18 protein-coding genes and 1 pseudogene are annotated in these 22,963 nt (G+C 66.2%); 12 read left to right on the forward strand and 7 right to left on the reverse strand.

Translation table 11 applies throughout. The annotated features are described in order from the left end of the window. Position 1: 1 nt before the first annotated feature. Positions 2–517: a metallopeptidase family protein gene (locus tag ACQCSV_RS06765; protein WP_354153909.1), complete on the reverse strand. Its 516-nt coding sequence runs from the start codon at positions 515–517 to the stop codon at positions 2–4. Between the two features lie 121 nt (positions 518–638). Here ACQCSV_RS06765 and ACQCSV_RS06770 point away from each other — a divergent pair, with 121 nt between their 5' ends. From ACQCSV_RS06770 to ACQCSV_RS06785, 4 genes are all read left to right on the forward strand, one after another. Continuing rightward, the gene (locus tag ACQCSV_RS06770) at positions 639–1,028 is read left to right on the forward strand and encodes a DUF3499 domain-containing protein (RefSeq protein WP_282329252.1); all 390 of its coding nucleotides are present in this window, start codon (positions 639–641) and stop codon (positions 1,026–1,028) included. An 80-nt stretch (positions 1,029–1,108) separates the two neighbouring features. Further along, positions 1,109–1,342, forward strand: a complete 234-nt coding sequence (locus tag ACQCSV_RS06775; protein ID WP_193340239.1) for a Trm112 family protein — start codon at positions 1,109–1,111, stop codon at positions 1,340–1,342. A 129-nt stretch (positions 1,343–1,471) separates the two neighbouring features. Then, positions 1,472–2,950 (forward strand): adenosylhomocysteinase, encoded by a 1,479-nt coding sequence (gene ahcY, locus ACQCSV_RS06780; protein ID WP_354153908.1) that lies wholly within the window; start codon positions 1,472–1,474, stop codon positions 2,948–2,950. A gap of 63 nt (positions 2,951–3,013) precedes the next feature. Then, positions 3,014–4,252 carry an Ig-like domain-containing protein gene (locus ACQCSV_RS06785; RefSeq protein ID WP_354153907.1) on the forward strand — a complete coding sequence of 413 codons (1,239 nt, stop codon included), beginning with the start codon at positions 3,014–3,016 and terminating at the stop codon, positions 4,250–4,252. A 36-nt stretch (positions 4,253–4,288) separates the two neighbouring features. Here ACQCSV_RS06785 and ACQCSV_RS06790 read toward each other — a convergent pair whose 3' ends face one another. Beyond that, positions 4,289–5,089, reverse strand: coding sequence for an RDD family protein (locus tag ACQCSV_RS06790; RefSeq protein WP_426939379.1), 801 nt, complete (start codon positions 5,087–5,089; stop codon positions 4,289–4,291). A gap of 69 nt (positions 5,090–5,158) precedes the next feature. On the opposite strand from ACQCSV_RS06790, the gene ACQCSV_RS06795 reads away from it, so the two are divergent. Next, on the forward strand, positions 5,159–6,151 hold the full coding sequence (locus ACQCSV_RS06795; protein ID WP_354153905.1) for a stage II sporulation protein M: 993 nt from the start codon (positions 5,159–5,161) through the stop codon (positions 6,149–6,151). A 123-nt stretch (positions 6,152–6,274) separates the two neighbouring features. Then, a complete protein-coding gene (locus tag ACQCSV_RS06800) occupies positions 6,275–7,378 on the forward strand; it encodes a TIGR01906 family membrane protein (protein ID WP_354153904.1) in 1,104 nt (367 codons plus the stop codon). 35 nt (positions 7,379–7,413) lie between these two features. On the opposite strand, the pseudogene ACQCSV_RS06805 reads toward ACQCSV_RS06800, so the two are convergent. Further along, a pseudogene (locus ACQCSV_RS06805) lies at positions 7,414–8,832 on the reverse strand (AMP-dependent synthetase/ligase); the annotation flags it as partial. Positions 8,833–8,899: 67 nt separating this feature from the next. Continuing rightward, positions 8,900–10,582: a dolichyl-phosphate-mannose--protein mannosyltransferase gene (locus ACQCSV_RS06810; protein ID WP_426939380.1), complete on the reverse strand. Its 1,683-nt coding sequence runs from the start codon at positions 10,580–10,582 to the stop codon at positions 8,900–8,902. Positions 10,583–10,628: 46 nt separating this feature from the next. Between ACQCSV_RS06810 and rsmI the strand changes: the two genes are divergently transcribed. Together rsmI and ACQCSV_RS06820 are read left to right on the forward strand one after the other, a co-directional pair. Further along, positions 10,629–11,588: a 16S rRNA (cytidine(1402)-2'-O)-methyltransferase gene (gene rsmI, locus ACQCSV_RS06815; protein ID WP_426939381.1), complete on the forward strand. Its 960-nt coding sequence runs from the start codon at positions 10,629–10,631 to the stop codon at positions 11,586–11,588. A 171-nt stretch (positions 11,589–11,759) separates the two neighbouring features. Continuing rightward, complete coding sequence (locus tag ACQCSV_RS06820) at positions 11,760–13,259, forward strand: NAD-dependent succinate-semialdehyde dehydrogenase (RefSeq protein WP_426939382.1); 1,500 nt, start codon at positions 11,760–11,762, stop codon at positions 13,257–13,259. A gap of 83 nt (positions 13,260–13,342) precedes the next feature. Here the strand turns inward: ACQCSV_RS06820 and ACQCSV_RS06825 are convergent, their stop codons facing one another. From ACQCSV_RS06825 to ACQCSV_RS06835, 3 genes are read right to left on the reverse strand one after another with little or no spacing between them, the layout of a single operon-like run. Next, entirely contained in the window at positions 13,343–15,829 is a 2,487-nt protein-coding gene (locus ACQCSV_RS06825) for a transglutaminaseTgpA domain-containing protein (RefSeq protein ID WP_426939383.1), read from the reverse strand. Continuing rightward, entirely contained in the window at positions 15,826–17,229 is a 1,404-nt protein-coding gene (locus ACQCSV_RS06830; protein ID WP_426939384.1) for a DUF58 domain-containing protein, read from the reverse strand. Before ACQCSV_RS06830 ends, ACQCSV_RS06825 begins: the two co-directional genes overlap by 4 nt. Positions 17,230–17,242: 13 nt before the next feature. Next, the gene (locus ACQCSV_RS06835; RefSeq protein WP_426939385.1) at positions 17,243–18,352 is read right to left on the reverse strand and encodes an AAA family ATPase; all 1,110 of its coding nucleotides are present in this window, start codon (positions 18,350–18,352) and stop codon (positions 17,243–17,245) included. A gap of 164 nt (positions 18,353–18,516) precedes the next feature. Between ACQCSV_RS06835 and ACQCSV_RS06840 the strand changes: the two genes are divergently transcribed. The 4 genes from ACQCSV_RS06840 (at position 18,517) to ACQCSV_RS06855 (ending at position 22,938) form a co-directional block, all read left to right on the forward strand. Further along, positions 18,517–19,476: a TatD family hydrolase gene (locus ACQCSV_RS06840; protein WP_354157733.1), complete on the forward strand. Its 960-nt coding sequence runs from the start codon at positions 18,517–18,519 to the stop codon at positions 19,474–19,476. Between the two features lie 258 nt (positions 19,477–19,734). Next, positions 19,735–20,922, forward strand: a complete 1,188-nt coding sequence (locus tag ACQCSV_RS06845) for a transglycosylase family protein (RefSeq protein WP_426939386.1) — start codon at positions 19,735–19,737, stop codon at positions 20,920–20,922. A gap of 184 nt (positions 20,923–21,106) precedes the next feature. Continuing rightward, positions 21,107–21,979: a 16S rRNA (adenine(1518)-N(6)/adenine(1519)-N(6))-dimethyltransferase RsmA gene (gene rsmA / locus ACQCSV_RS06850; protein ID WP_354153898.1), complete on the forward strand. Its 873-nt coding sequence runs from the start codon at positions 21,107–21,109 to the stop codon at positions 21,977–21,979. Beyond that, a complete protein-coding gene (locus ACQCSV_RS06855) occupies positions 21,976–22,938 on the forward strand; it encodes a 4-(cytidine 5'-diphospho)-2-C-methyl-D-erythritol kinase (RefSeq protein WP_426939387.1) in 963 nt (320 codons plus the stop codon). The genes rsmA and ACQCSV_RS06855 overlap by 4 nt, the downstream gene beginning before the upstream one ends. Positions 22,939–22,963: the final 25 nt, after the last annotated feature.

Below are 22,963 nucleotides of genomic sequence, written 5' to 3' on the forward strand. Positions count from 1 at the left end.
GTCAGTACCGGCGGCGGTAAACCGGATCCAGAGTTTCCGGTGCCACGCCAAGCATTTCGGCGGTGTGTTCCACCACAACGTCGTGCACCAGGTCCTGGAGTTCCTCCCGGCTGCCGCAACCCTGCTCAACTACCCTGCGGTACAGGGTGATCACAGGGCCCTCCTCGGCGGTGGCTGGAGTGTAAGCGCCCATGGGAGGCTGTGCGGCGTCGGCGACCAACTGCTCCAGCTGCGGGGGTATTTCGTCCACGGCGAACCGTACGCCATCGAGCGTTTTGCCCCAGATGTCGTGGAGCCGCTGCGCGGAATCCAGCACCATCTCATCAAAGCGGTCCGAGCGCGTCCGATATCCGGGGAGTGTGGGCAACATCAGCTCCCCGCGCAGGCCGCGGCCGTGGCGGTTCCGGCGGCGCATCGCAAAGCTGCGGCCGGGCGAACCCGAGCCCGTTTCTGCGGCGCGGACATCCGGGTCAGCCAAACGGACCGAAAAAGCTGAATCTTGGTTCGAGGACTGCATACCTTGACTGTAAACCCGGGCGCAGAATTACGCGACATAACGCCCGTTTGCGTGCCGGGGCGCGGCGGTCGTTTCGGCAAATACTCCGGACGGGCAAGGATACGGAGTAGTCTGTGATGTCGTGGGAGCTATCCGTCAATGTTCAAGGTCAGCCTGCCGTCAGTCGGCGGTGGCAACTTTGACGTACGTCTATTCCGATTCCACCGCCGTCCTGGGTCCGCTTGCCACCTACGCCGAGCCTCATTGTTACGATTTGTGCGAGCAGCACGCCGGCTCCCTGACGGTGCCCCGCGGCTGGGAAGTGCTTCGTTTGGCGATGCCGACCAGCCCGCAGCAGCCTGGACCGGACGACCTCCTGGCCCTTGCCAACGCGGTCCGCGAAGCGGCGGGACAGCCGCCGAAGCAGCAGACCACGCCGGGCCAGCGGGTCTCGCATTCAGCGCTGGAGGCCCCAGCCGGCACGGAAGGCGTCCGCCGGGGGCATCTGCGCGCACTGCGCGAACCTTCCTGAGGTGGATCTGGCGGTAGGCTGGAACCTGCTAATCAGTCAGCCAACGGCGCGAACGAGCGCCCCTGTTGGGAGCACCAATCATGCCAAAGATCAGTCCTGAACTGTTGTCCGTCCTCCGCTGTCCGGTGACCGGTTCGCCCGTGGTCCAGGAAGGCGAAGAGCTTGTGTCGACGGCGGCCGGAGAATCGGGCGTGAAGCTGCGCTACCCGATCGAGGATGGTATCCCGCTGCTGCTGCCGCCGGAACTTCTCCAGGCCGCTACCGCTGCCGGCTCGGACCAGCACGATCCCGCTGTCCGGCCGGCCACGGACTAAACCCCGGCTGCGGACACAACCGTAGGTACTGCCCAGGCAGCGCCTGGAAACCCCGTACCACCACCAGCAGTCGACTTTCGCGCAGACGCTTAAACGCCGTCGCCGCCATCGGACAAGCAAAGGAACCCCATGACAATTGACTACAAAGTAGCCGACATATCGCTGGCCGAAGCCGGCCGCCACCAGATCCGCCTGGCCGAGCACGAAATGCCCGGCCTGATGTCACTCCGCACGGAGTTCGGGCCCACCCAGCCGCTGAAGGGCGCCCGGATCGCGGGATCCCTTCACATGACGGTGCAGACCGCCGTCCTGATCGAAACCCTCACAGCCCTCGGCGCCGAGGTCCGCTGGGCCTCCTGCAACATCTTCTCCACCCAGGACGATGCCGCCGCGGCCGTCGTGGTGGGCACTGGAACGGCCGAGGACCCGCAGGGTGTCCCGGTGTTCGCCTGGAAGGGCGAAACGCTGGAGGAATACTGGTGGACTGCCCAACAGATCCTGGCTTGGCCGGGCGCGGATACCAACCCGGAGCTTGGCCCGAACATGATCCTCGACGACGGCGGCGACGCCACCATGCTGGTGCACAAGGGGGCTGAGTTCGAAGCCGCCGGCGCCGTGCCGGCGACAGGCGAGGACGAGTCCGAGGAAGGCCGGATCTTCCTGGACGTGCTTCGCGCCTCGCTGCAGGAAGACCCCCAACGGTGGACCCGGATCGGGGCCGGGCTGCGCGGCGTCACCGAGGAAACCACCACCGGCGTGCACCGTCTCTACCAGCTGGCTGAGCAGGGCAAACTGTTGTTCCCGGCCATCAACGTCAACGACTCGGTCACCAAGAGCAAGTTCGACAACAAGTACGGCATCCGCCACTCTCTGCCTGACGGCATCAACCGGGCCACTGATGTCCTGATGGGTGGCAAGGTAGCCGTCGTCTGCGGTTATGGCGACGTCGGCAAGGGAGCCGCAGAAGCATTCCGGGGCCAGGGTTCGCGCGTCATCGTCACCGAGATCGATCCCATCTGCGCCCTCCAGGCAGCCATGGACGGCTACCAGGTTGCCAAGCTTGAGTCGGTGCTGAGCCAAGGCCACATCTTCATCACCACCACCGGCAACAAGGACGTCATCCTGGCCGAACACATGGCCGGCATGCGCGACAAAGCCATCGTCGGCAACATCGGCCACTTTGACAACGAGATCGACATGGCGGGACTGGCGCGGATCCCTGGCATCAGGAAGGTGGAAATCAAGCCCCAGGTACACGAATGGGTGCTCGACGCCGAAACCTCGGAAGAGCGCTCCATCATCGTCCTGTCCGAGGGGCGCCTGCTGAACCTGGGCAATGCAACCGGTCACCCGTCCTTCGTGATGAGCAACTCGTTCGCCAACCAGACCATCGCCCAGATCGAGCTGTGGACCAAGCGGGACCAGCCCGAAGGCGAACGCGAATACAACAACCAGGTCTACGTCCTTCCCAAGATCCTGGACGAAAAGGTTGCCCGGCTGCACCTCGACGCCCTCGACGTCGAACTCACGGAACTTTCCAAGGAACAGTCCGACTACCTGGACCTGGACATCGCCGGACCGTACAAGCCCGAGCACTATCGTTACTGACGTGTGACTCCCCGGGTGCCAACCGCGCCCGGGGCTGTTACGTCCAAGTATTAAGATCGGACCATGGAACCTGTTGTTAAGCCACGCCGGAGGGGGACCGCCAAGAAGATTCTCTTGGTGGCAGCCGTGTGTGTCCTTGCCGCGACGGGCGGAGTTTTCGCCGCCGTCGCGCCGGGCTTCGCGCGCGGCGGACTGGAGTCCGAAGCCAGCTCAGCAGTCCGGTCCGCACCGGGAGTCGCATCGCCCGTGGTGGCCCCGGTCAAGGTGGACGTCACGCCAGCCAACGCCGCGAAGCAGGTGAACCCAGCCACATCCGTGTCCCTCACGGTGGGTAACGGTCGGATCGAGAGCGTGACCCTGACCAGCACAGCCGGTGAAGCCGTCCACGGTACCTTCGCCGGCGACGGCAGCAGCTGGACTGCGACGGATCCCCTGAAATTCAACACCGAATACAGCCACACATATGTGGTCACCGACGGTGCGGGACGGGAAACGAGCACCACTAACTCGTTCAGTACGGTTTCCAGCACCCATGAGGCGGACGCCGCCATCTACCCCCTGGACGGGATGAAGGTTGGCGTGGGCCAGCCGCTGCAGGTCATTTTCAGCGAACCGGTAGTCAACCGGGATGCCGTGGAGAAAGCCATCAAAATCACCTCCAGCGCAGGGCAGACCGGAGCCTTCCACTGGTTCAGTGAAACCATGGTCCGGTACCGCCCCGAGGCCTTCTGGGCGGCGAACTCCACCGTCACCATGGACATGCAGCTCTTCGGCGTGGACCTTGGCAACGGCCAGATTGCCAACTTCAACAAAAAAGCCACCGTCAATTTCGGGGACAAGCGGGTGGCCATCGCGGACGCCACCGCCCACACCTTCACGCTCAGCGTCAACGACCAGGCGGTGAAAACCCTGCCGGTCAGTATGGGTGACAAACGCTTCCCGTCAGCGCGTGGCTACGCGGTCCTGATGGAGAAGAACCGCTATGACCACTTCCGGGCCGCCAGCATAGGACTCAAGCCCGGCGATCCCGCCTACTACGGCGAAGTGGACGTCGAATATTCCATCCGCCTCACGCTGAGCGGTGCCTACATTCATCAGGCGCTGGAGTCCGCCTTCCCATACATCGGCAACACGAACGTCTCCCACGGCTGCATCGGGTTCGCTCCCGACGGCGCCGCCTGGGTTTTTGCCAACATGACCACCGGCGATGTGGTTCAGATTGTTAACACCGAAGGCGACTACGCCGCCCTCGACGACGGCTACGGCGACTGGAACATCCCCTGGGCTGAGTACAACAACTAGGAACCCTTCGGCCTGCGAGCAGGAACACGTCCGGTCCTACGGGCCGAAAGGCAGGCGGCCCAACCGCTCTGCCGTGGCCGAGTTCCGGCGCCGGGCCTGCCGCAACCGCGCAAGTTCGCGGTGCCGGCGTTCGGCGGTAACTGCCGCCAGGTACTGGTCCGAGCGGGTTCCCGGGGGCGGCGGCGGGGCCACATGCGTGGCCAGTTCCGTGGCGATCGATGCCGCTACTCCGGCGGCGGACAGCGGTGCCATGCGGCCGGCCTGCCGGATGAATTGGGCAGCCTGCCGTGCGGTGGCGTCCGGAATCCGGCCGATGTCCGCCGCTGAGGCCCAGGCCTGAAGCTGCGGCGGAACAAAGACGTGGACCGGCGCCTCGACTGGCACCCGCCGGCGCAGCGCATACGTGCCGGCGAGGATGTCACCCAGCCGCTTGGAGCGGCTGTTGAAGAGCGCGACGCCGATGGCAAGGCCGCCCAGGGTCAGGTAGATTTCCAGGAACCCGGTCAGCCCGCGGATCACCGCATGGCGGAACCGGATGGCACCGCCGTCGTCCCTGACCACCCGCAGGCCGGCCGCCAGTTTTCCGAGCGAAAGCCCCCGGGTTAGGGTCTCCACCGCCACGGGGAAAATCACAAAACAGAAGACCACACTCACCAGCGTCAGCGTCCGCATTGCCGCCTCGTCAAGGTCCTGGCCCGCGGCTGCGACGCCCAGCAGGATCAGGACCAGCAGGATGACGTTGAACAGTACATCCAGCAGCAGCCCAAGGGCACGGGCGGCGAAGGACGCGGGGCGCAGTTCCAGGACAACTGCCTCGCCGGTGATTATCGAACTCAAGCGGAATACCCCAATCCCTCGTCAAGCGTCCTGCGGACGCTCACAGTCTAGGGCGGCTAGGCTGTTGCCGTGGATATGGATGCCTTCTCCGCCGCCAACGGGGACAAGTGGTCAAGGCTGCACCAGCTCGCCCATAAGCGGCGCCTCAGCGGCGGCGAAGCCGACGAGCTGCTGCGGCTCTACCAGTCGACGTCGGCGCACCTTTCGTTCATCAGGTCCATTGCGCCGGAGAGCGGCCTGTCCGCCTCCTTGTCCGCCACCCTGGCCCAGGCACGGACCCGTTTCACGGGCGCACGCTCCAATGTGATGGCGGACGTGGCCCGTTTCTTCGTGGCGGCCCTGCCCGCAGCCCTATACCGCCTGCGGTGGCTGACGGTGGCCTGCGGCGCCGCATTTGTGCTGGTCGCCGGCGCCTACGCGCTCTGGATCGGGACGTCTCCGGATGCCCTGCGGTCCGTTGCCTCTGAGGCTGCGGTCCGGCAGTACGTCGAGGAAGACTTCATTGACTACTATTCGGAAAACCCTGCGGCCTCGTTTGCGGGGGCCGTCTGGACCAACAATGCCTGGATCAGCGCCCAGGCGGTGGCCCTGGGCATCACCGGCATCTGGGTACCCATGATCCTGTTCACGAACGCCCAGGGCGTCGGGATTGCCGCAGGAGTCTTCGCCGCAGTGGGCCAACAAGGTGTGTTTTACAGCTACATCCTGCCGCACGGGCTCATGGAACTCACCGCTGTTTTTATTGCCTGTGCTGCGGGCTTGCGGATCTTCTGGGCCATGGTGTCCCCGGGACCACGGACGCGGGGACGGGCCGTGGCGGACGAAGGCAGATCGCTGATCACCGTGGCCCTGGGGCTGGTGCTGGTGCTGTTCGTCTCCGGCTTGGTGGAGGGCTTTGTCACGCCCAGTCCACTTCCGGTGTGGGCCAAGATCGGCATCGGCCTGGCAGTACTGGCCGCGTATTGGAGTTACGTCCTGGTGTGGGGACGGCGGGCCTATGACGCCGGTGAACGCGGCGATTTGCAGGCCGGTGACGCCGGATACAGCGAAATCGCCGCATGAATCCACTGGCGCCGGGGTGGCTCCTCGCCCTCGTGCAGGAGCGGGCGGTAGGCTCAACATCAGATACACGGCGCTGCCCGGATCAGAGCCGGCAGCGCGGACCCCAACGGAAGTGACGCTGCTGTGAATGACAATTCTCCGACCCCTGCCAAACGCACGGAGCCGCAGCCGGATCCGGACCTGGATACTTCATCGGACACGGACGAACCGGCTTTTGCCTGGCTGAATGACTCCGGCTCCAGCACTCCCGAGGCGTCCCCGGCCGGTAGTTCCGGTTCCGTCCAGGGCGGTGTCACCCAGCCCGAAAGCCGCGCCGGCCGAAAAGCCGCGGAGGCCGCCGTCGAACCTCCCGCCGTCGCACCTACCGTAGAAGAGTCACTCCGCAAAGAACCGTCCGCGCAGGGCGCCACCCGAAACGGTGCCCACTTCAGCGAGCCGCTCCCCACGTCAGCCCTGCAGGTCCGTCCGCCGCAGGAGGAAGTGGAACGCCGCAACGCGGAGCGCGAAAGCGCAGCCAACGCCAAGCCCGTGGCTCCGCGCATCTGGCAAGTCCTGCTGGCCCTTTTCTACCCCGTGATCCTGCTGGTGCTTGCCGTCCGCGCGGTCACCAGCCCGCTGTTCCTGTGGGCCGAGTACAACCGGCCCGGGTTCCCCGGCGACGGGTACGGCTTCAGCACCGACGACCGGATGACGTACGGCTCCTACGCGGTTGACTACCTCAGCAACTGGGCGGGGCCGCGGTACCTGGGCGACCTGGTCAACCGCAGCGGCGGGGACCTTTTCAAGGACGGCGAAGTCAGCCACATGGCCGACGTGAAAATTGTCATCCTCTCGGCCTTGGGGGGGGGAGCCCTCCTGATTGTCCTCAGCCTTGTGGCCATCGCTTACCTGCGCCGCCGGAGCACCGGCGGAGTGCGCCGCGGACTGTTCGCAGGATCCATCGTTGCGCTGGCGATCATCCTGGGCCTCGGCGCGCTGGCCGTGCTCGGCTGGCAACAGTTCTTCACCGAGTTCCACCGGATCTTCTTCGCCAGCGGTTCCTGGACGTTCGCCCTGGAAGACACCCTGATCAGGCTGTTCCCGGGCCAGTTCTGGATCGATGCCGGCATTGTCATCGCCGCGCTGGTCCTCTTGGCAGCCCTTGTGACGCTCATCCTCACCTGGCCCACGCGCCGCCGTCGCGGGCTGGCCAGGGATGACCAGGACGCCGCTGAGGTGCAGCCCTAAGCGACTTCCCAGCCCTCGGACTTAGCGGTCCGCTACTTGCGGCCCGTGATGGTCAGGAAGCCCTCAGGGTCCAGCTCGCCGAGGTCTCCGGTCCTGAAGAAACCGTCCACGAAGGCCCGTGCGGTGGCGGTTTCGTTGGCATGGTAACCCTTGAACACGCCGATCCCCTTGACCAGCACTTCGCCGTCCTCGGCCACGCGGATGGTGGTGCCCGGCAGGGGGATGCCTACGCTTCCCACCTTGGTCCGGGCAGGCGTGTTGGCTGTGCAGGGCGCCGTTGTTTCGCTCAGCCCGTAGCACTCAAGGACCCGGATTCCGGCGCCGCGGAAGAAGTGCGCGTCCTCAGGCGCCAGGGGGCCCGACCCCGATACCGCGTAGCGGACCCGGCCGCCCAGGAATTGGCGGAGCTTCGGGTACGCCAGTTGGTTAAAGACGGCATGCTGCGCCCGCAACGCCATTCCCGGTCCGCTGCCCCGGCCGCGGGCAGCGTTGTCCTCTGCTGTGGAGAAGCGGACGGCAGCGGCCGAAGCAGCCGCGAAGATCCCGGCTTTTACTGACCCTGCGGCCTGGTGCGCGGCGTCCGCCCGGAGCTTCGCGAAGATCCGGGGCACCGCCAGGAGGAACGTGGGTTTGAACGTGCCCAGATCCGCCGGCAGATCAGCCGGACCGGTGATATGGCCCACGGTGGCACCGGCATGGAGACACGCCAGCTGGGCGGCGCGGGCGGGCACATTGGCCAGCGGCAGGAACATCAGGGTGCGCGCATTCTGCGCCTTGATGATGTCCGGGAGAAAGGCAACAGCGTTGACGGCCACGAGCGCGAAGTTGCCGTGGGTGATCTCGCAGCCATTGGGACGTCCGGTGGTCCCGGCGGTGTAGACCACGGACGCGACGTCGTCCAGGCCTGCGGCGGAGCGGTGGCGTTCCAGCTCGGCATCAGTGACGCCCATTCCGGCACCCGAGAGGCTGGCCAGGTTCGGGGCAGCGCCGTCGACATCCATCCTCACCACGGCGACCAGCCGGTCCTCGAGCAGGGCGGATGTCTCCAGGATGCCTGTAACCAGCGCCACCTTGCCGCGGTCTTCGGCGAACACCCGCCGCGCGCCGGAGTGGTGCAGGATCCACTCCATCTGGCCGGGGGTCGAGGCCTCGTCGATGGGAACGCTCACGCCGCCGGCAAACCAGATGGCGAAGTCCACCAGCGCCCACTCATAGCAGGTGGAGGACATGATGGCCACCGTGTCGCCGGGCTCCAGGCCGCCGGCGATCAGTCCCTTTGCCAGGGCACATACATCGTGCAGGAATTTCTGCGCCGGAACATCGGTCCAGCCGTTGGGGCCTTTGCGCGCGTAAAGGGCGTGGGCCGGATTCGCGGCCTCCCGCTGGCGCAGGAGATCAGTGACATTGCTGCCGGGCTCCAGCTCCACTAGGAGTTTTGTGCTTACTTCCCGCACGGGTGGCGTCTCCGTTCCGCTGCCTCAACGCAGTTCGCGGCTGGTCAGGGTCTCATGCAATCCTGCCTTAGATCCAGGACGGCATCCACATCCGGAAGCGCCATTCCTGGTAGGGGATGGTCTCCGCCGTCCACACAGGGTAGAAGAAAGCGGACAGCAGGAATGCCCCGGCGACGAAGAGTGCCACCAGGTAAACACCGGAGCGCCGGCGCCAGAGCGGGTCGGTGTCCCGGCCCAGGACAATGCCCAGGCAATATACCAGCGCCAGCACCAGGAAAGGCTCGAAGGAGACCGCATAAAAGAAAAACATGGTCCGCTCCGGGTACATAAACCACGGCAGATAGCCGGCGGCCACACCCGCAAGGATCGCCCCTGCACGCCAGTCACGGCGCCCGGCCCACCAGAACAGCAGGACCACCAGCGAGATGGCCCCTCCCCACCAGATCATCGGGTTCCCCACCGAGAGAATGGCTGAGGCGCAGTTGGGCACGTCGCATCCCGGGACGCCCTGCTCCGGTGTCTGGTAGAAGAACGACGTCGGCCGGCCCATCACCAGCCAGCTCCAGGCACTTGCCTCGTAGGGGTGTTCGGAGCTCAGCCCCTGATGGAACTTGTAGGCCTCCAGGTGGTAATGCGCCAGGGAACGCAAAGCGTCAGGCAGCCAGCCCCACGCCGCGGAGGGGTTGCTCTGGGCCCACTGCCTGAAGTAGGCGCCCTCGGAACGGAACCAGCCGGTCCAAGTGGCGGTGTAGACCACCACGGCAACCGGAACCATGCTGGCAAAGGCCTGAAGCCCGTCCTTGATGATCCCGCCGCTGACCCAACCGCGGATTCCCGCGACGCGCCGTGCATTGAGGTCCCACAGGACCGTCAGTACCCCGAAGCCGGCGAGGAAAAAAAGGCCCGACCACTTGGTGCCCACCGCGAGGCCTATGCACACTCCCGCGGCGAGACGCCACCAGCGGATCCCCAGCCATGGCCCCGCCAGCAGCTGACTTGGTGAGGGCTGGCCCTTCGGGGACGCGGCCGCGAGCCGTCCGAGCCGTGCGGCCAGCCGCCGTCGACCGTCATCGCGGTCCAGCAGCAATGCTCCGAAGGCCGCCAGGGTCCAGAACATCAGGAAGATGTCCAGGAGTGATGTCCGTGACATCACCAGGTGGTGGCCGTCGACGGCGAGCAGCAGGCCAGCGGCAGCAGCCAGAGGCACTGAGCGGAAGAGCCTCAGCGCAATCAGGGTGAGCAGCAGGATGGAGAGGGTCCCGGTGAGTGCGGCCGCGAACCGCCAGCCGAACGGATTATCGGCCCCGAACAGCCACATGCCACCGGCGATCATCCATTTGCCCACGGGCGGATGGACCACGTACTCGGGAGTGTCCAGGAGGATGGCCGGGTTGCCCGCGTTGAAGGAGTCGTTGGCCTTGTCCGGCCAGCCCCGTTCGTAGCCGCTGACCAGGTAGGAGTAGGCGTCCTTGACATAATACGTTTCATCGAAGACCAGGCTGTGCGGCGTGTCCAGCCGCACAAAGCGGAGGACGCCCCCGATCGCGGAGGTCAGGGCAGGAACCAGCCAGAACCAGAGACGCAGCGACGGCGGGTAATCCCGCCAGCCGCGGGTGCTTCCGATCAGGCGCTCGCGAAGGGCTGCAGCGGAAAAGGCGCTCGCCGGACGGGCGATCCAGGGGCCTCGTTCCGGCTGGTTGGTTTGGCCGGCCTCGGCAGGCCGCATGGAGGTCTGCGTCACGAGCCCCATGCTACCTTTTGCAGCTTGGGCCGCCTGCCAGCAGTACGCTGGGGGAGTGGACCCTAACCCCAGCACCTTCGCCGATTCCCGCCCTGCAGAACCTTCCGTTGCCGCCGGGGAGGAGCCAGAGACCGAGGTTTACGTGACAGCGGACGCGGCTGCAGCGGCACCAGCTGCCACGGGTCCAGGCCGGATTGTGCTGGCGGCGACGCCCATCGGCAATGCCGGCGACGCGTCGGCCCGCCTGATCGAGCTGCTGGGCACGGCGGACATCGTGGCCGCCGAAGACACCAGGCGCCTGCACCGCCTTGTCCAGAACCTCGGAGTCACCGTCGCCGGGCGGGTCATCAGCTACCACGAGCACAACGAGGCCACCAAGACCGCGGAGCTGCTGGAGCACGTCCGGTCCGGCAAAACCCTGGTGATGGTCACAGACGCCGGCATGCCTTCGGTCTCGGACCCGGGGTTCCGGCTCGTGGAAGGTGCCGTGGCCGCCGGACTGACCGTAACCGCCGTCCCGGGACCGTCTGCGGTACTGACTGCACTGGCTCTCTCCGGACTGCCCACCGACCGCTTCTGCTTTGAGGGGTTCCTGCCCCGGAAAGCCGGCGAACGGGCGTCGCGGCTGGCGGACCTTTCGGCCGAACGCCGGACCATGGTGTTTTTTGAGGCCCCGCACCGCCTGGAATCGATGCTGCGGGCGCTGCGCGAGCGCTTCGGTGCCGAGCGGCGGATCGCTGTCTGCCGCGAACTGACCAAGACCTACGAGGAAGTCATCCGCGGGACGGTCGGAGAACTGTTGCTGTGGGCCGAAGGCAACGAGGTCCGTGGCGAGATCGCGGTGGTGCTGGGCGGCGCCCCCGAGCAGGCGCCGGGCACCCCCGAAGACCACGTAGCGGCCGTCAACGAGCTGGTGGCCCAGGGAATCCGGCTGAAGGAAGCCGTGGCAGCCGTCGCTGAGGACGTCCGCGTGAGCAAGCGGGAGCTGTACTCGGCGGTCCTCGCCGCACGATAAGGGCGCGAAGCCTCAGCTGTGCAGCTGCACAACGGCGTCTGGTATCTGTAGTGCGTCCAGGCGTAGACCCTCTGGCGGCCACCGCAGTAGTCTGACAGTAAATCAGCCGGGAAGGCAGGCCACCAGGCCTGTGTAGTGGCTGGACCAAACCTTACTGACGAGGGAGTCAACGTGACTGTCACCGCACTGCCAGCTGTTACCGCGGAGCGCGAAAGCGCGCTGCTGGCCTCTGTTCCTACCGGACTGCTGATCAACGGCGAATGGCGCCCGGCGGCTTCAGGCAAGACGTTCGACATTGAAGACCCCGCCACGGGGAAAGTGCTCCTCAGCATCGCTGACGCGGGCCCGGAAGACGGCAAGGCTGCCTTGGACGCGGCCGCCGCCGCGCAGGAGTCGTGGGCGAAGGTTCCGGCCCGTGAACGCGGTGAAATCCTCCGCCGTGCCTTTGATATGGTCACTGCGCGCGCCGAGGACTTCGCGCTGCTGATGACCATGGAAATGGGCAAACCGCTGGCCGAAGCCCGTGGCGAGGTCACCTACGGCGCGGAGTTCCTGCGCTGGTTCTCCGAGGAAGCCGTCCGCATCTCCGGCCGCTACTCCACCGCACCGGACGGCAAGAACCGCCTGCTGGTGACCAAGAAGCCGGTGGGCCCGTGCCTGCTGATCACGCCGTGGAACTTCCCGCTGGCCATGGCCACCCGCAAGATCGCCCCTGCTGTCGCCGCCGGCTGCACCATGGTGCTGAAGTCAGCCAACCTCACGCCGCTGACCTCGCAGCTGTTCGCCGCCGTGATGCAGGAGGCGGGCCTGCCCGCCGGAGTCCTGAACGTCATTCCCACGTCCACTGCAGGCGCCACCACCGGTCCGCTGATCAAGGACCAGCGCCTGCGGAAGCTGTCCTTCACGGGCTCCACCGAGGTGGGCCGCCGCCTGCTCGCCGATGCCTCCGAGACTGTACTGCGGACTTCCATGGAACTCGGCGGCAACGCCCCGTTCGTGGTCTTCGAGGATGCGGACCTGGACGCCGCCGTCGCCGGTGCCATGCTGGCGAAGCTGCGGAACATGGGCGAAGCCTGCACCGCCGCGAACCGGTTCATCGTGCACGAATCCGTCGCCGACGAATTCGCCCAAAAGTTCGCCGCGAAAATGGGCGAAATGACCACCGCCCGGGGCACCGAACCGGAATCCAAGGTCGGTCCCCTGATCGACGCCAAGAGCCGGGACAAGGTCCACGAACTCGTCTCCGACGCCGTCGCCTCCGGCGCCAGGGCCGTAGTGGGCGGCGCCCCGGCCGAAGGCCCGGGCTACTTCTACCCGCCCACCATCCTCACCGGCGTCACCGAAGGCACCCGGATCCTGTCCGAGGAAATCTTCGGCCCCGTAGCCCCGATCATCACCTTCGGCACCGAGGACGAAGCGGTCCGCCTGGCCAACAACACCGAGTACGGGCTGGTGGCATACGTCTTCACGCGCGACCTGAACCGCGGAATCCGGATGGGCGAGCGGCTCGAGACCGGCATGCTGGGCTTGAACGCCGGCGTCATCTCCAACGCCGCCGCACCGTTCGGCGGCGTCAAGCAGTCCGGGCTGGGACGTGAAGGCGGCCTCGAGGGCATTGAGGAATACCTCTACACCCAGTACATCGGCATCGCGGACCCCTACGCCGGCTGAACGGACAATCCTCCGGCTGACAGGATTATCCTCCGGTCAGCCGGGTACTCCAGCGTCTGCGGGCAGCCAACAGCAGCTGGCTGCTATTGGCTGCCTCGCGGCCGGAACAAGCGGTCGCGCGCCCTCGACCAGGAGCGTGCGGCGGCTTTTGCCATCACGCGTGCCAGACGGTTGAACCCCCTAAACGGGGCGACCAGGAGCCAGGCCAACCGTCCCAGAACCGACGGCGGGAGCCAGTCGGCACGGAGACGCCGGGGGAGTGAGGCGTTGGCACGCAAGGACTGCTGTACCGCCGCGATGCGCGGGGCAATCGCCCCAGTCCTGCCGCGGCCTGCTGGGTCCTGGACAGGCGGCCCGTAGTGCCGGCGTTCGAAGTCGGAGGTGAGGCTGCGGATGGCCTGATGCGCGGCGTCGTCCATTCCACCGCTCTCGCCGAGCAGCGATGACTGGCGGAGCCGTGCGGAATAAGTTCGGGCTGTTTCGCTGGATTCCGGTGGCAGGCCGTAGTCAGTTCCCAGGTCGCGGATTTCAGCCCATGCCAGCGGAACCGCGTCCTCCCGGGCCCGGTCCTCGGTGCGGAGCCGCCGTGCACGCCGCCCCATCCTCACCAGCCGTGGCGAGGCCGCCAAAAGGACAAGGCCAAGCGCGGCCGCCGTCCCGAGCAGCCACGGCAGGAGCACCAGCCCCACGTCCCCATTGCCGCCACCTGCACCGGGGAGGGGCGCCGCCGACGCACCTGGCGTGGAGGCCGGGGCTGTTGTGCCCGGAAGGAGGTCGGCGTTGTTTTCCAGCGACCCGGGGCTACCCGGGTTGCTGGTTTCCGTGGCGTACGCGGGTATGACACCACGCGACGGGGTGGGTTCAAACGGCACCCACCCAAGTCCCTGGAAGTAGAGTTCGGGCCAGGCATGGGCATCCCGGGCGTCCACCTCATACTCGGGCAGTGCACCTTGCCCGGCTACGGACACCGTGGAACCGGTGGTACGGCCCGGCGCGTAGCCCACGGCGATGCGGCTGGGGATACCCTCCAAGCGGGCCATCACAGCCATCGCGGACGAGAAGTGGATGCAGTAACCGCTCTTCTGGGTCAGGAAATCGGCCAGCACCGAAAGCCCATTCCCGTCATAGCCGCCCTGGACAGGTGACTGGAGTGAATAGGTAAACTCACCCGACCGCAGGTATTTCTGGATGGCCATGGCCTTGGCGAAGGGCGTGTCGCTGGACGCCGTCACCGTGGCAGCGGTGCTCCGGACTATGTCCGGGACGTTGCCGGGAACCCTGGTGAAATCATCCCGGATTCCCCGCACGCCCTGCGATGACTGTTGCAGCAGGGAGGCCGTGAGCTTAGGCGTCGAGGACACCACAATGTATTGCTGTGCCCGCGAGTTGGTGTTGGATCCCTTGACGGCCAGCGTGGCCGGGTCCCACGTCCAGGAGCCGTTGAGCCCGCGGATTGACTCAGGCGCATACGGCAACGGCAGATACGGGCTGGTGAACGTGCCCGTATCCACGGCAGTCACCTGGCGGAGTTGCTCCTCGGCGACGATCTCGTAGCCCGTCTCAAGCTGTCCGGCCACGGGGCGGCGCTCGGCGTCCCGGTCATCAGGTCCCCAGGATTCGCCGTCGAAATTGTCAACAGTGACGGACCGCAGATAGAGCGACCCGGCCGCATTGGTGGCATAAGTGATCCGCCCGCTGCCTGCTGGTGCCCGCAGGCTGTTTCCCAAGGTAATCATGGGATTCAGGCCGGTGCCGGCGCCCCAAGGGTTCAGCCGGGCGCCCTGCGGAAACGTGCCGTGCTCGAAACCGGGAATTGCCGCCGGCACCGCCAGGGTTGCCACCAGCGCCACGGTTCCGGTCAGCACGGCCCGACGCAGCTGGCCGGGATTCCGGCCGCTGTCGGCTGATGTGCGGGAATCCGGCGCAAACCACTGGCTGCACACGAGGATCAGCAGGTATCCGGCCACCGTGGCAATGAAGCCCCAAACCCCCACGCTCTGGGGCTTCACCGTGGCGGGGACCACCAGAATGGCCAGAAGCCCCAGTCCGGTTGTTGCCGGCATGCCAAGCGGCACGGCCAGCGCATCGATGAGGATGACGGTCAGGCCCAGGGCCGCGCAGCACACCATCACGATCCCTGCATTCGGAGCCACCGGGGCACTTTCCGCAAGGACCGTCTCGCTCGCCCGGCTGATGAACCTGTCCACTTCGGCCAGGGTTGCCCCGGACGGGATGAAACCGGCAATGCCCGTGCTCCGGAAGAACGTCAGTGTTAGAACCGCGATCAGCGACGCAAAGCCGCCGGCTGCCACCACCAGGGGCTGGGCCCGCAGTGCGCGGAGCGTGGCGATGGACAGGCAGACCACCACTACCGTGGTCAGGATGGGTAAGTACCAGGCCCAGCCGCGCAGGACGCCGTTGAGGGAAATTGCGGCGCCCGCAACAGAGAGGGCCACAGCCCCGGCCATGGCCCAGGGGTACGCCCCAACCCGCGTCCGTGCCGGGACTTGTCCAGGGGTACCCGTTGCTGCCTTGTCGCGGGAAACGTTGCGTTCCGGTGCCAGCGTCACCGCCCCACCCCCGCTCCGCGGCGCACGTCTGCAGCCGCCGTGGCAGGCGCAGCACCGGCGTGGTCGAAATGGGTCCAGGCATCCGGGACTGAAATCGAGGTTGTCACAGCCACTGCCCTCCAGCCGCCCCGGCGGAGTGCCTCCAAAGAGTCCTCGGAATCCGCCGGCCTGTCGGAAACGATGATGGCGAAGGCGTTCGCGCCGTAACCCGCCGCCGGAGCGAGGGCTCTGGCCTCGCTCGGCGAGATCCTGCCGAGCACGGCAATCAGGGGACCCCGCATCCGGTGGGCCGAGAGTTTATCCATGAGTTGATCGTCGAAATCAGCCGGTCCGGCATCCTGGCCACCGTGGTCCCGGGCAGCATGGTGCGGACCGGAGAGCTGGATGGCAGCGAGGCTTTCGGCGATCGACTGGAGTCCGGACACTCCGCTGAACTCTTCCGCCTCCGGTTCCGGCGCGGACGGGGAACGTAGGAACGCGGGTTCGCCGCGGGGGTCCAGGAGGCGGAGGGCGTAGCTGCGCTCCGACAGGTGCGTGCAGATGGAGATCGCGGCCACCACGGCCCACTCGAATGTGCCGCTGGTGATCATCTCGTGGCCGTCCGCGGAAGCACTGCCCCCGAGACCAGAACCGTGGCCAGCGGAAAACGCAGCGAACCGTTGGTCCAGGATGACGGTGGCCTCCGGTGTCGTGACGGATTCCTCCTGACGTACCATCAGGGCGCCGTGGTGGGCGGTCGCGGCCCAATGCACCCTGCGCATCGGATCGCCCGGGCGGTATTCACGGGTCATGACGTCATCGTCGCTGGGGTTGGCACGGGTACGCGTGGCTGTGATGCCGTCGTTCCCGCGGGCTCCCGCGAGGCCCGTCGCGGGAAGCTCGACGGCGGCGGGCGTCACGGTGAGCGTGTCGCCGTCGTCAATTGACCGCCGGTGCAGGGACAACCCGAACGGATCCGTGAACTCGGCTGTTACCGGGCCGATCAGGTGTTGTCCGCGTTTGGTGGATCGCAGATGATATTCGTACCTGCTGGTCCCGCCCTTGGCGGAGCGGGACGGAAAATGGAAGGCCGGGGATTCCCCGAACCGTGGCGGCAGCCGTTCCTCCATGATGGCCCGGCCGCCACCGGAACCGGTCCGTGCCACCGCGAGCCTAACCGTGGTGGCAGCGGAGGTTTCCACCGGGGAGGGGTTGAACTCGCGGTAGACCTGGAACCGCGGCTTGAGGAGCCTGATTCCGGTGAGCGAAACCAGGGGAAGGACTATGAGCAGAACACTCAAACTCAGCAGATCCCGCCGTCCCATGATTTGGGCAGACAACAGGCAGACGGCGCCGGCGGCCAGGAGCCCCCAGCCACGCTGGCTGAAGAGGTGCCGGGGGAGTCGGTCACGCAGCGCCATGTGACAGCCCAGCCTAGTGGTTCCGGCGCAATCCGGCGGGCGGGGCCGATGACCGGGCCGGGTTGTTCACCGGCTCCTGGTTCACCGGGAGCCGGGAGAGGATGCCCCGGATGACGGTGTGCGGCGTCTCGCCGGCGCCGGCTGCCTTGCGGTCCAGGATGATCCGGTGGGCCAGCACGGATTCCGCCACGCCGACGACGTCGTCGGGCAGCACAAAATCACGGCCGTCCAGGGCCGCTGTGGCCTTCGCAGCCCGGAGCAGCTGGAGCATGGAGCGTGGGCTGGCGCCCAGCCGCAGCAGCGGGCTTCCGCGCGTTGCGCGGCCTACCGAGACGGTGTATTCCTTGACCGCCTGAGATACGTAAACCTGCTGGACGGTTGCGATCATCGCTGCGACGTCGGCCGCGGTGATCACGGGCGAGACCTTGGCCAACGGGGAGGTCGCCTGATGAGTCTCCAGCATCTCGATCTCGGAGTCCTTGTCCGGATAGCCCATGGAAATCCGTGCCATAAAACGGTCGCGCTGGGCTTCTGGGAGTGGGTAGGTGCCTTCCATCTCGATCGGGTTCTGGGTGGCCACCACCATGAACGGTTCGTCGAGTCTGTAAGAGTCGCCGTCCACCGTGACCTGGTGTTCCTCCATGCACTCCAGGAGGGCTGATTGCGTCTTGGCGGACGCGCGGTTGATTTCATCGCCAATGACGATGTTGGCGAACACAGCACCCGGGCGGAACTCGAAAAGCCGCGACGCCTGGTTGTAGATGGACACGCCCGTTACGTCCGAAGGCAGCAGGTCCGGGGTGAACTGGATGCGGCTGACCGTGCAGTCGATGCTCCGGGCCAGGGTTTTGGCCAGAAGGGTCTTGCCCACGCCCGGCACGTCCTCCAGGAGCAGATGGCCCTGGGCCAGCAATACTGTCAGGGCGAGCCTGGCCGCATCCGACTTTCCGTCGATGACGGTGTTAATCGATGCCAGGATCCGCCGGCTGGCCGCGTGGAATGCTTCCCTGTCCATGGCTGCTGACTTGTGGCCGTTGAGCTGGCCCACTTGCTCCGTCACGGCGGAAAAGTTCCGGCTGGCAGTGGTCACCTCGTTGACAGCGGTGCGGCGGTGGGAATCCATCTGCAACCTTTCAGCCCGGGGATCGCCCGGAACGGGACAGCAGGCCTGCCTTCGCCCGGCGGTGGGCGTTCGCGTCTGTTCGTACCAGCCTACTAACACAACTGCCCTCGCTGACAGAGAGTTCCGGGAATTCTGCGGGGATCGGCCGCCGCTAGGCTTGAGGGATGTGCAATTCGCTGATTCCCGCCGCCTACCGCGCAGTCGGGACGGACCCTGAAGATGCAGCCCACGCTGCCGCTGAGGCCGCAGCCGGTGCTGCGGCCGGCACCCCAGCCGGCGCCGGGCGGCAGGCGCGGCCGGACTATCCGCCCGCGCCGGAGCCGTTGCCCGTCCCAGTGATGGACAACCATACGCACCTGGACTTCCCCGACGGTGAGAGCCCCGTGGGGATCGCCGCGGCGATGGATGCGGCCCAGGCCGTCGGAGTGCAGGGGGCTGTCCAGGTGGGCTGCGACCTGGAGTCCTCTCGGTTCACGGTCCGCGCCGTTGACCTGGACAGCAGGTTGCTGGGCGCCGTGGCGCTGCACCCCAACGACGCCCCGGACTATGCCAGGCGTGGCGAGCTGGAGGATGCGCTGACGGAGATTGAGCGATTGGCCGCCCATCCCCGGATCAGGGCCATCGGCGAGACAGGCCTCGATTTCTTCCGCACAGAAGGGGACGGCCTGGCCCACCAGCGCTATTCGTTCCGGCGGCATATCGATATCGCCAAGCGACTGAACCTGACGCTGCAGATCCACGACCGCGACGCTCACGACGACGTGGTGCAGGTCCTGCGCGAGGAGGGGGCTCCGGAACGGGTGGTGTTTCATTGCTTCTCGGGTGATGAGGCGCTCGCCAGGATCTGCAACGCTGCGGGCTGGAACATGTCCTTCGCCGGCACGCTGACGTTTAAGAATGCCGCCAACCTCCGCGCCGCACTGGCGGTGGCAGACCCGGACCTCATGCTGGTGGAAACGGATGCGCCGTTCCTGACTCCGCATCCGCACCGCGGCCGTCCCAACGCCAGCTACATGGTGCCGTACACCGTCCGCGCCATGGCCGAATTGACAGGAACTGACCTCGCTGAGCTCTGCACCCGGATCAGCGAGAATACCGCGCGGGCGTACGGATCGTGGGACTGATCCCGGCCTCGACAGATGGCTTGATAAACATACTTCGTATGTAAAATTCTTGGCCGCTTTATAACGCTACGGTTACAGTAGAGAACTATTAGCCGGGGTCGGGGAAGGCCTTCGGATAATTTCACTTCATTCGCAGCAGGACCAGGCAGGGCTTGATGCCCACTGCCTGCCGCGTGGGGTGTGGCGGCGCAACGGTGCCCGGAGCTTGTCCCCAGGGTCACGCGCCGGCTATTTCACTGCGTTTTTCCCCGTGCCCGGATGGATCTAAAGTTACGGGCAATCGTGGTCAAGCTCTTCACAACGGACGGCAAGTTCAGTTTTATCAAGGTGGGCACCCAACTCGTGGTGCTGTGTGCTCTGGTGTTGGGCCTCGTGGCCTTCGTCGGAAATAACAAAACCGTTACCCTCAACGTCGATGGAAAAGTGACTTCGGTCCAGTCCTTCGGCGGCACCGTGGGCCAGGTAGTAAAAAGCGCCAATGTAGAACTGCAGTCGGCTGACCGCGTCTCGCCCTCGGCGGACGCCAAAGTGGAGAACGGCACCGTGATCAACGTCAACATGGCCAAGGCAGTCAAGGTCAGCCTGGACGGTTCCGAAAAGACCATCAACACCACGGCGCCGGATGTTGCGGGCCTCGTGACCGAACTCGGGGTGGCCAGTTCCTCCTCCGTCTCCGTCCCCAAGGACGCCCAGCTCGCTGTGGCCGGATCCTTTGTGTCGATCTCCACGCCCAAGTCCGTCAGTATTGTTGCCGACGGCAAGGCCGCCACGGCCACCACCACCGCGGGGACCGTCGCCCAGGTGCTGACGGACGCCGGCATCACCCTCGGCGTCGACGACCGCACCTCCCAGCCGGGCAACGCGCACGTGGTCAACAACATGGTGGTCAAGGTCTCCCGGGTGGATACCAGCCAGACCGCAGCCACCACTGAAGATGTTGCTTTCGACAGCATGACCACCGAAAGCGCCGAGCTCTTCAAAGGCGAGAAAGAGGTCACCCAGGCCGGCGTGGCCGGCAAGGTGGACAAGAGCTTCAAACTGGTGATGGTTGACGGCCGTGAAGCCTCGCGGACCCTGGTTTCCGAAACGGTTTCCGTGCCTGCCGTGACTGAAAAGGTCACGGTCGGCACCAAGGCAAAGCCAGTGGCCGTGGCCGTGACCGCGGCCGGAACGAGCACCGGTGCCGCAGCACCGGCCATGATGAACGAGGCCATGTGGGACAAAATCGCCCAGTGTGAGTCCACCGGAAACTGGTCCATCAACTCGGGCAACGGCTACTACGGCGGCCTCCAGTTCGACATCCGGACCTGGATCGGTTCCGGCGGCGGCGCCTACGCCCCCAACGCCAGCCTCGCCACCAAGGCGCAGCAGATCGACATTGCCAACCGCATCTACGCACAGCGAGGCCTCCAGCCGTGGGGCTGTGGCTGGGCAGCTACAAGCTAGGTGCCAGTAAGCCCCTGCGCTGTCGGCAGCTGATCACAACCGCCAGGCAAGCAGAAGGCAGCGGCCGGTCCCGGATTGCCCTGGGGCCGGCCGCTGCCGTTAGGCGGAAACACGCGCCGCGTAACACGCATGATCCGCGCGGAAAGCGGATGGCCCGTCACAGCAGCCGGGATAGGATACCTAGGTGACTGAACCGACTGCCGCCGCGCCCGCGCCCCTCTTCGGTGCCTCCGACATACGCCGGCTGGCGGAAGAAATCGGTATCCGGCCCACCAAGACCCTGGGCCAGAACTTCGTCATCGATGGCAATACCATCCGCCGGATCGTCTCGGTTGCCAACATCGGGCCAACCGAGACCGTGCTGGAAGTCGGGCCCGGGCTTGGCTCGCTCACCCTGGGCCTTCTGGACGCCGCCCAGACGGTCGTCGCCGTTGAAATCGACCCTGTCTTGGCAGCGAAGCTGCCCGAGACCGTCAAGGCCTGGCGCCCTGAAGCGGCGGACTCTTTCCATCTTGTCCAGGCCGACGCCATGAAGGTGACGTCCCTCCCGGTTGAGCCCACGGCCATTGTGGCAAACCTGCCCTACAACGTTGCCGTGCCGGTGGTCCTGCACCTGCTCCAGCATTTCCCCAGCCTGCAGCACGGTCTGGTCATGGTCCAGGACGAGGTTGCCGACCGCCTGGCTGCGGGGCCCGGATCAAAGACCTACGGGGTGCCCTCGGTCAAGGCAGCCTGGTACAGCAGCATGCGCAAAGCCGGCGTGATCGGCATGAACGTCTTCTGGCCGGCGCCGAAGATCCAGTCCGGACTCGTGGCCTTCACCCGGCGCGAACCACCTGAAACAACCGCCACCCGTGAGCAGGTGTTCGCGGTGATCGACGCCGCCTTCGCCCAGCGCCGGAAAACGCTGCGCGCCGCCCTGGCCGGCTGGGCCGGCGGTGCACCCGAGGCCGAACGTTGCCTCGTCGCTGCCGGGGTGGCTCCTTCTTCCCGGGGCGAAGTCCTGGACATCCACGCCTTCGCCCGGATTGCCGAAGCCCGCGAGGCCGGGTCGTGAACGCACTCGCGGGGAAGTTTCCCGCACGGACTGTCCGGGTGAAGGCGCCCGGCAAGGTCAACGTTTCCCTGGACGTAGGGCCGTTGCGCGCGGACGGTTACCACTCCGTTGCCAGCGTCTACCTGGCCGTTTCCCTCTATGAGGAAGTGGCAGCCACCAACACGGAGACGCCGGGGATCACCGTCAGCATCAGTCCTGACAGCACCCTGGACCTGGACGGCGTGGATATTCCGCTGGATGAGAAAAACCTGGCTTATAAGGCCGCAGCGATCATGGCCGATGTCTCCGAGCATTCCACCGGGGTGCACCTCGAAATCACTAAGCGGGTCCCCGTGGCCGGGGGCATGGGTGGCGGCTCGGCCGATGCCGCGGCCACCCTGCTGGCCTGCGATGCGCTGTGGAACAGCGGGCTGTCACGGGACGAGTTGGCACACCTGGCCGCTGAACTGGGTGCCGACGTCCCGTTCTCCCTCCTCGGCGGAACCGCCGTCGGGCTCGGCGTTGGCGACGACCTTTCGCCGGCCCTGGCCAAAGCCCAGACCGACTGGGTCCTCGTGGCGGCGGACTATGGACTGCCCACTCCCGAAGTCTTCCGCACCCTGGACCGGCTCCGCGAGGCCGAAGGGCTGGACATTGCCGAGCCCACGGCCGTGGATCCCAAGATCCTGCAGGCGCTGCGGAGCGGGGACGCCGACGCCCTGAGCCGGGTCCTGGTGAACGATCTCCAGCGGGCCTCCATTGAACTTGCCCCCGCGCTCCGCGATACGCTGGGAATGGGCGAGTCCCATGGCGCCATCGCGGGGATTGTCTCCGGTTCGGGACCCACAGTGGCACTGTTGACGCACAATCCAACGGCTGCCGAAAGCCTGGCCGAGGATCTGCGGCACTACGGTCTGACAGCACTTGCTGTCCACGGGCCAGTGCCCGGCGCCCGCATCATCTCCGATACCCTCCTTTAAGAGCCCCTTCCTTACTGAGCAGCAG

Source organism: Pseudarthrobacter sp. S3, assembly GCF_050156905.1.
Lineage (GTDB): Bacteria > Actinomycetota > Actinomycetes > Actinomycetales > Micrococcaceae > Arthrobacter.

Excerpts from the sequence above, each read along its gene's own strand:
- ACQCSV_RS06830 (WP_426939384.1), bottom strand. The coding sequence starts at position 17,229 with ATGGCGCTGCGTGACCGACTCCCCCGGCACCTCTTCAGCCAGCGTGGC.
- ACQCSV_RS06810 (WP_426939380.1), bottom strand. The coding sequence starts at position 10,582 with ATGGGGCTCGTGACGCAGACCTCCATGCGGCCTGCCGAGGCCGGCCAA.
- ahcY (WP_354153908.1), top strand. The coding sequence starts at position 1,472 with ATGACAATTGACTACAAAGTAGCCGACATATCGCTGGCCGAAGCCGGC.
- ACQCSV_RS06775 (WP_193340239.1), top strand. The coding sequence starts at position 1,109 with ATGCCAAAGATCAGTCCTGAACTGTTGTCCGTCCTCCGCTGTCCGGTG.
- ACQCSV_RS06785 (WP_354153907.1), top strand. The coding sequence starts at position 3,014 with ATGGAACCTGTTGTTAAGCCACGCCGGAGGGGGACCGCCAAGAAGATT.
- ACQCSV_RS06845 (WP_426939386.1), top strand. The coding sequence starts at position 19,735 with ATGGATCTAAAGTTACGGGCAATCGTGGTCAAGCTCTTCACAACGGAC.
- ACQCSV_RS06835 (WP_426939385.1), bottom strand. The coding sequence starts at position 18,352 with ATGGATTCCCACCGCCGCACCGCTGTCAACGAGGTGACCACTGCCAGC.
- ACQCSV_RS06765 (WP_354153909.1), bottom strand. The coding sequence starts at position 517 with ATGCAGTCCTCGAACCAAGATTCAGCTTTTTCGGTCCGTTTGGCTGAC.
- ACQCSV_RS06840 (WP_354157733.1), top strand. The coding sequence starts at position 18,517 with ATGTGCAATTCGCTGATTCCCGCCGCCTACCGCGCAGTCGGGACGGAC.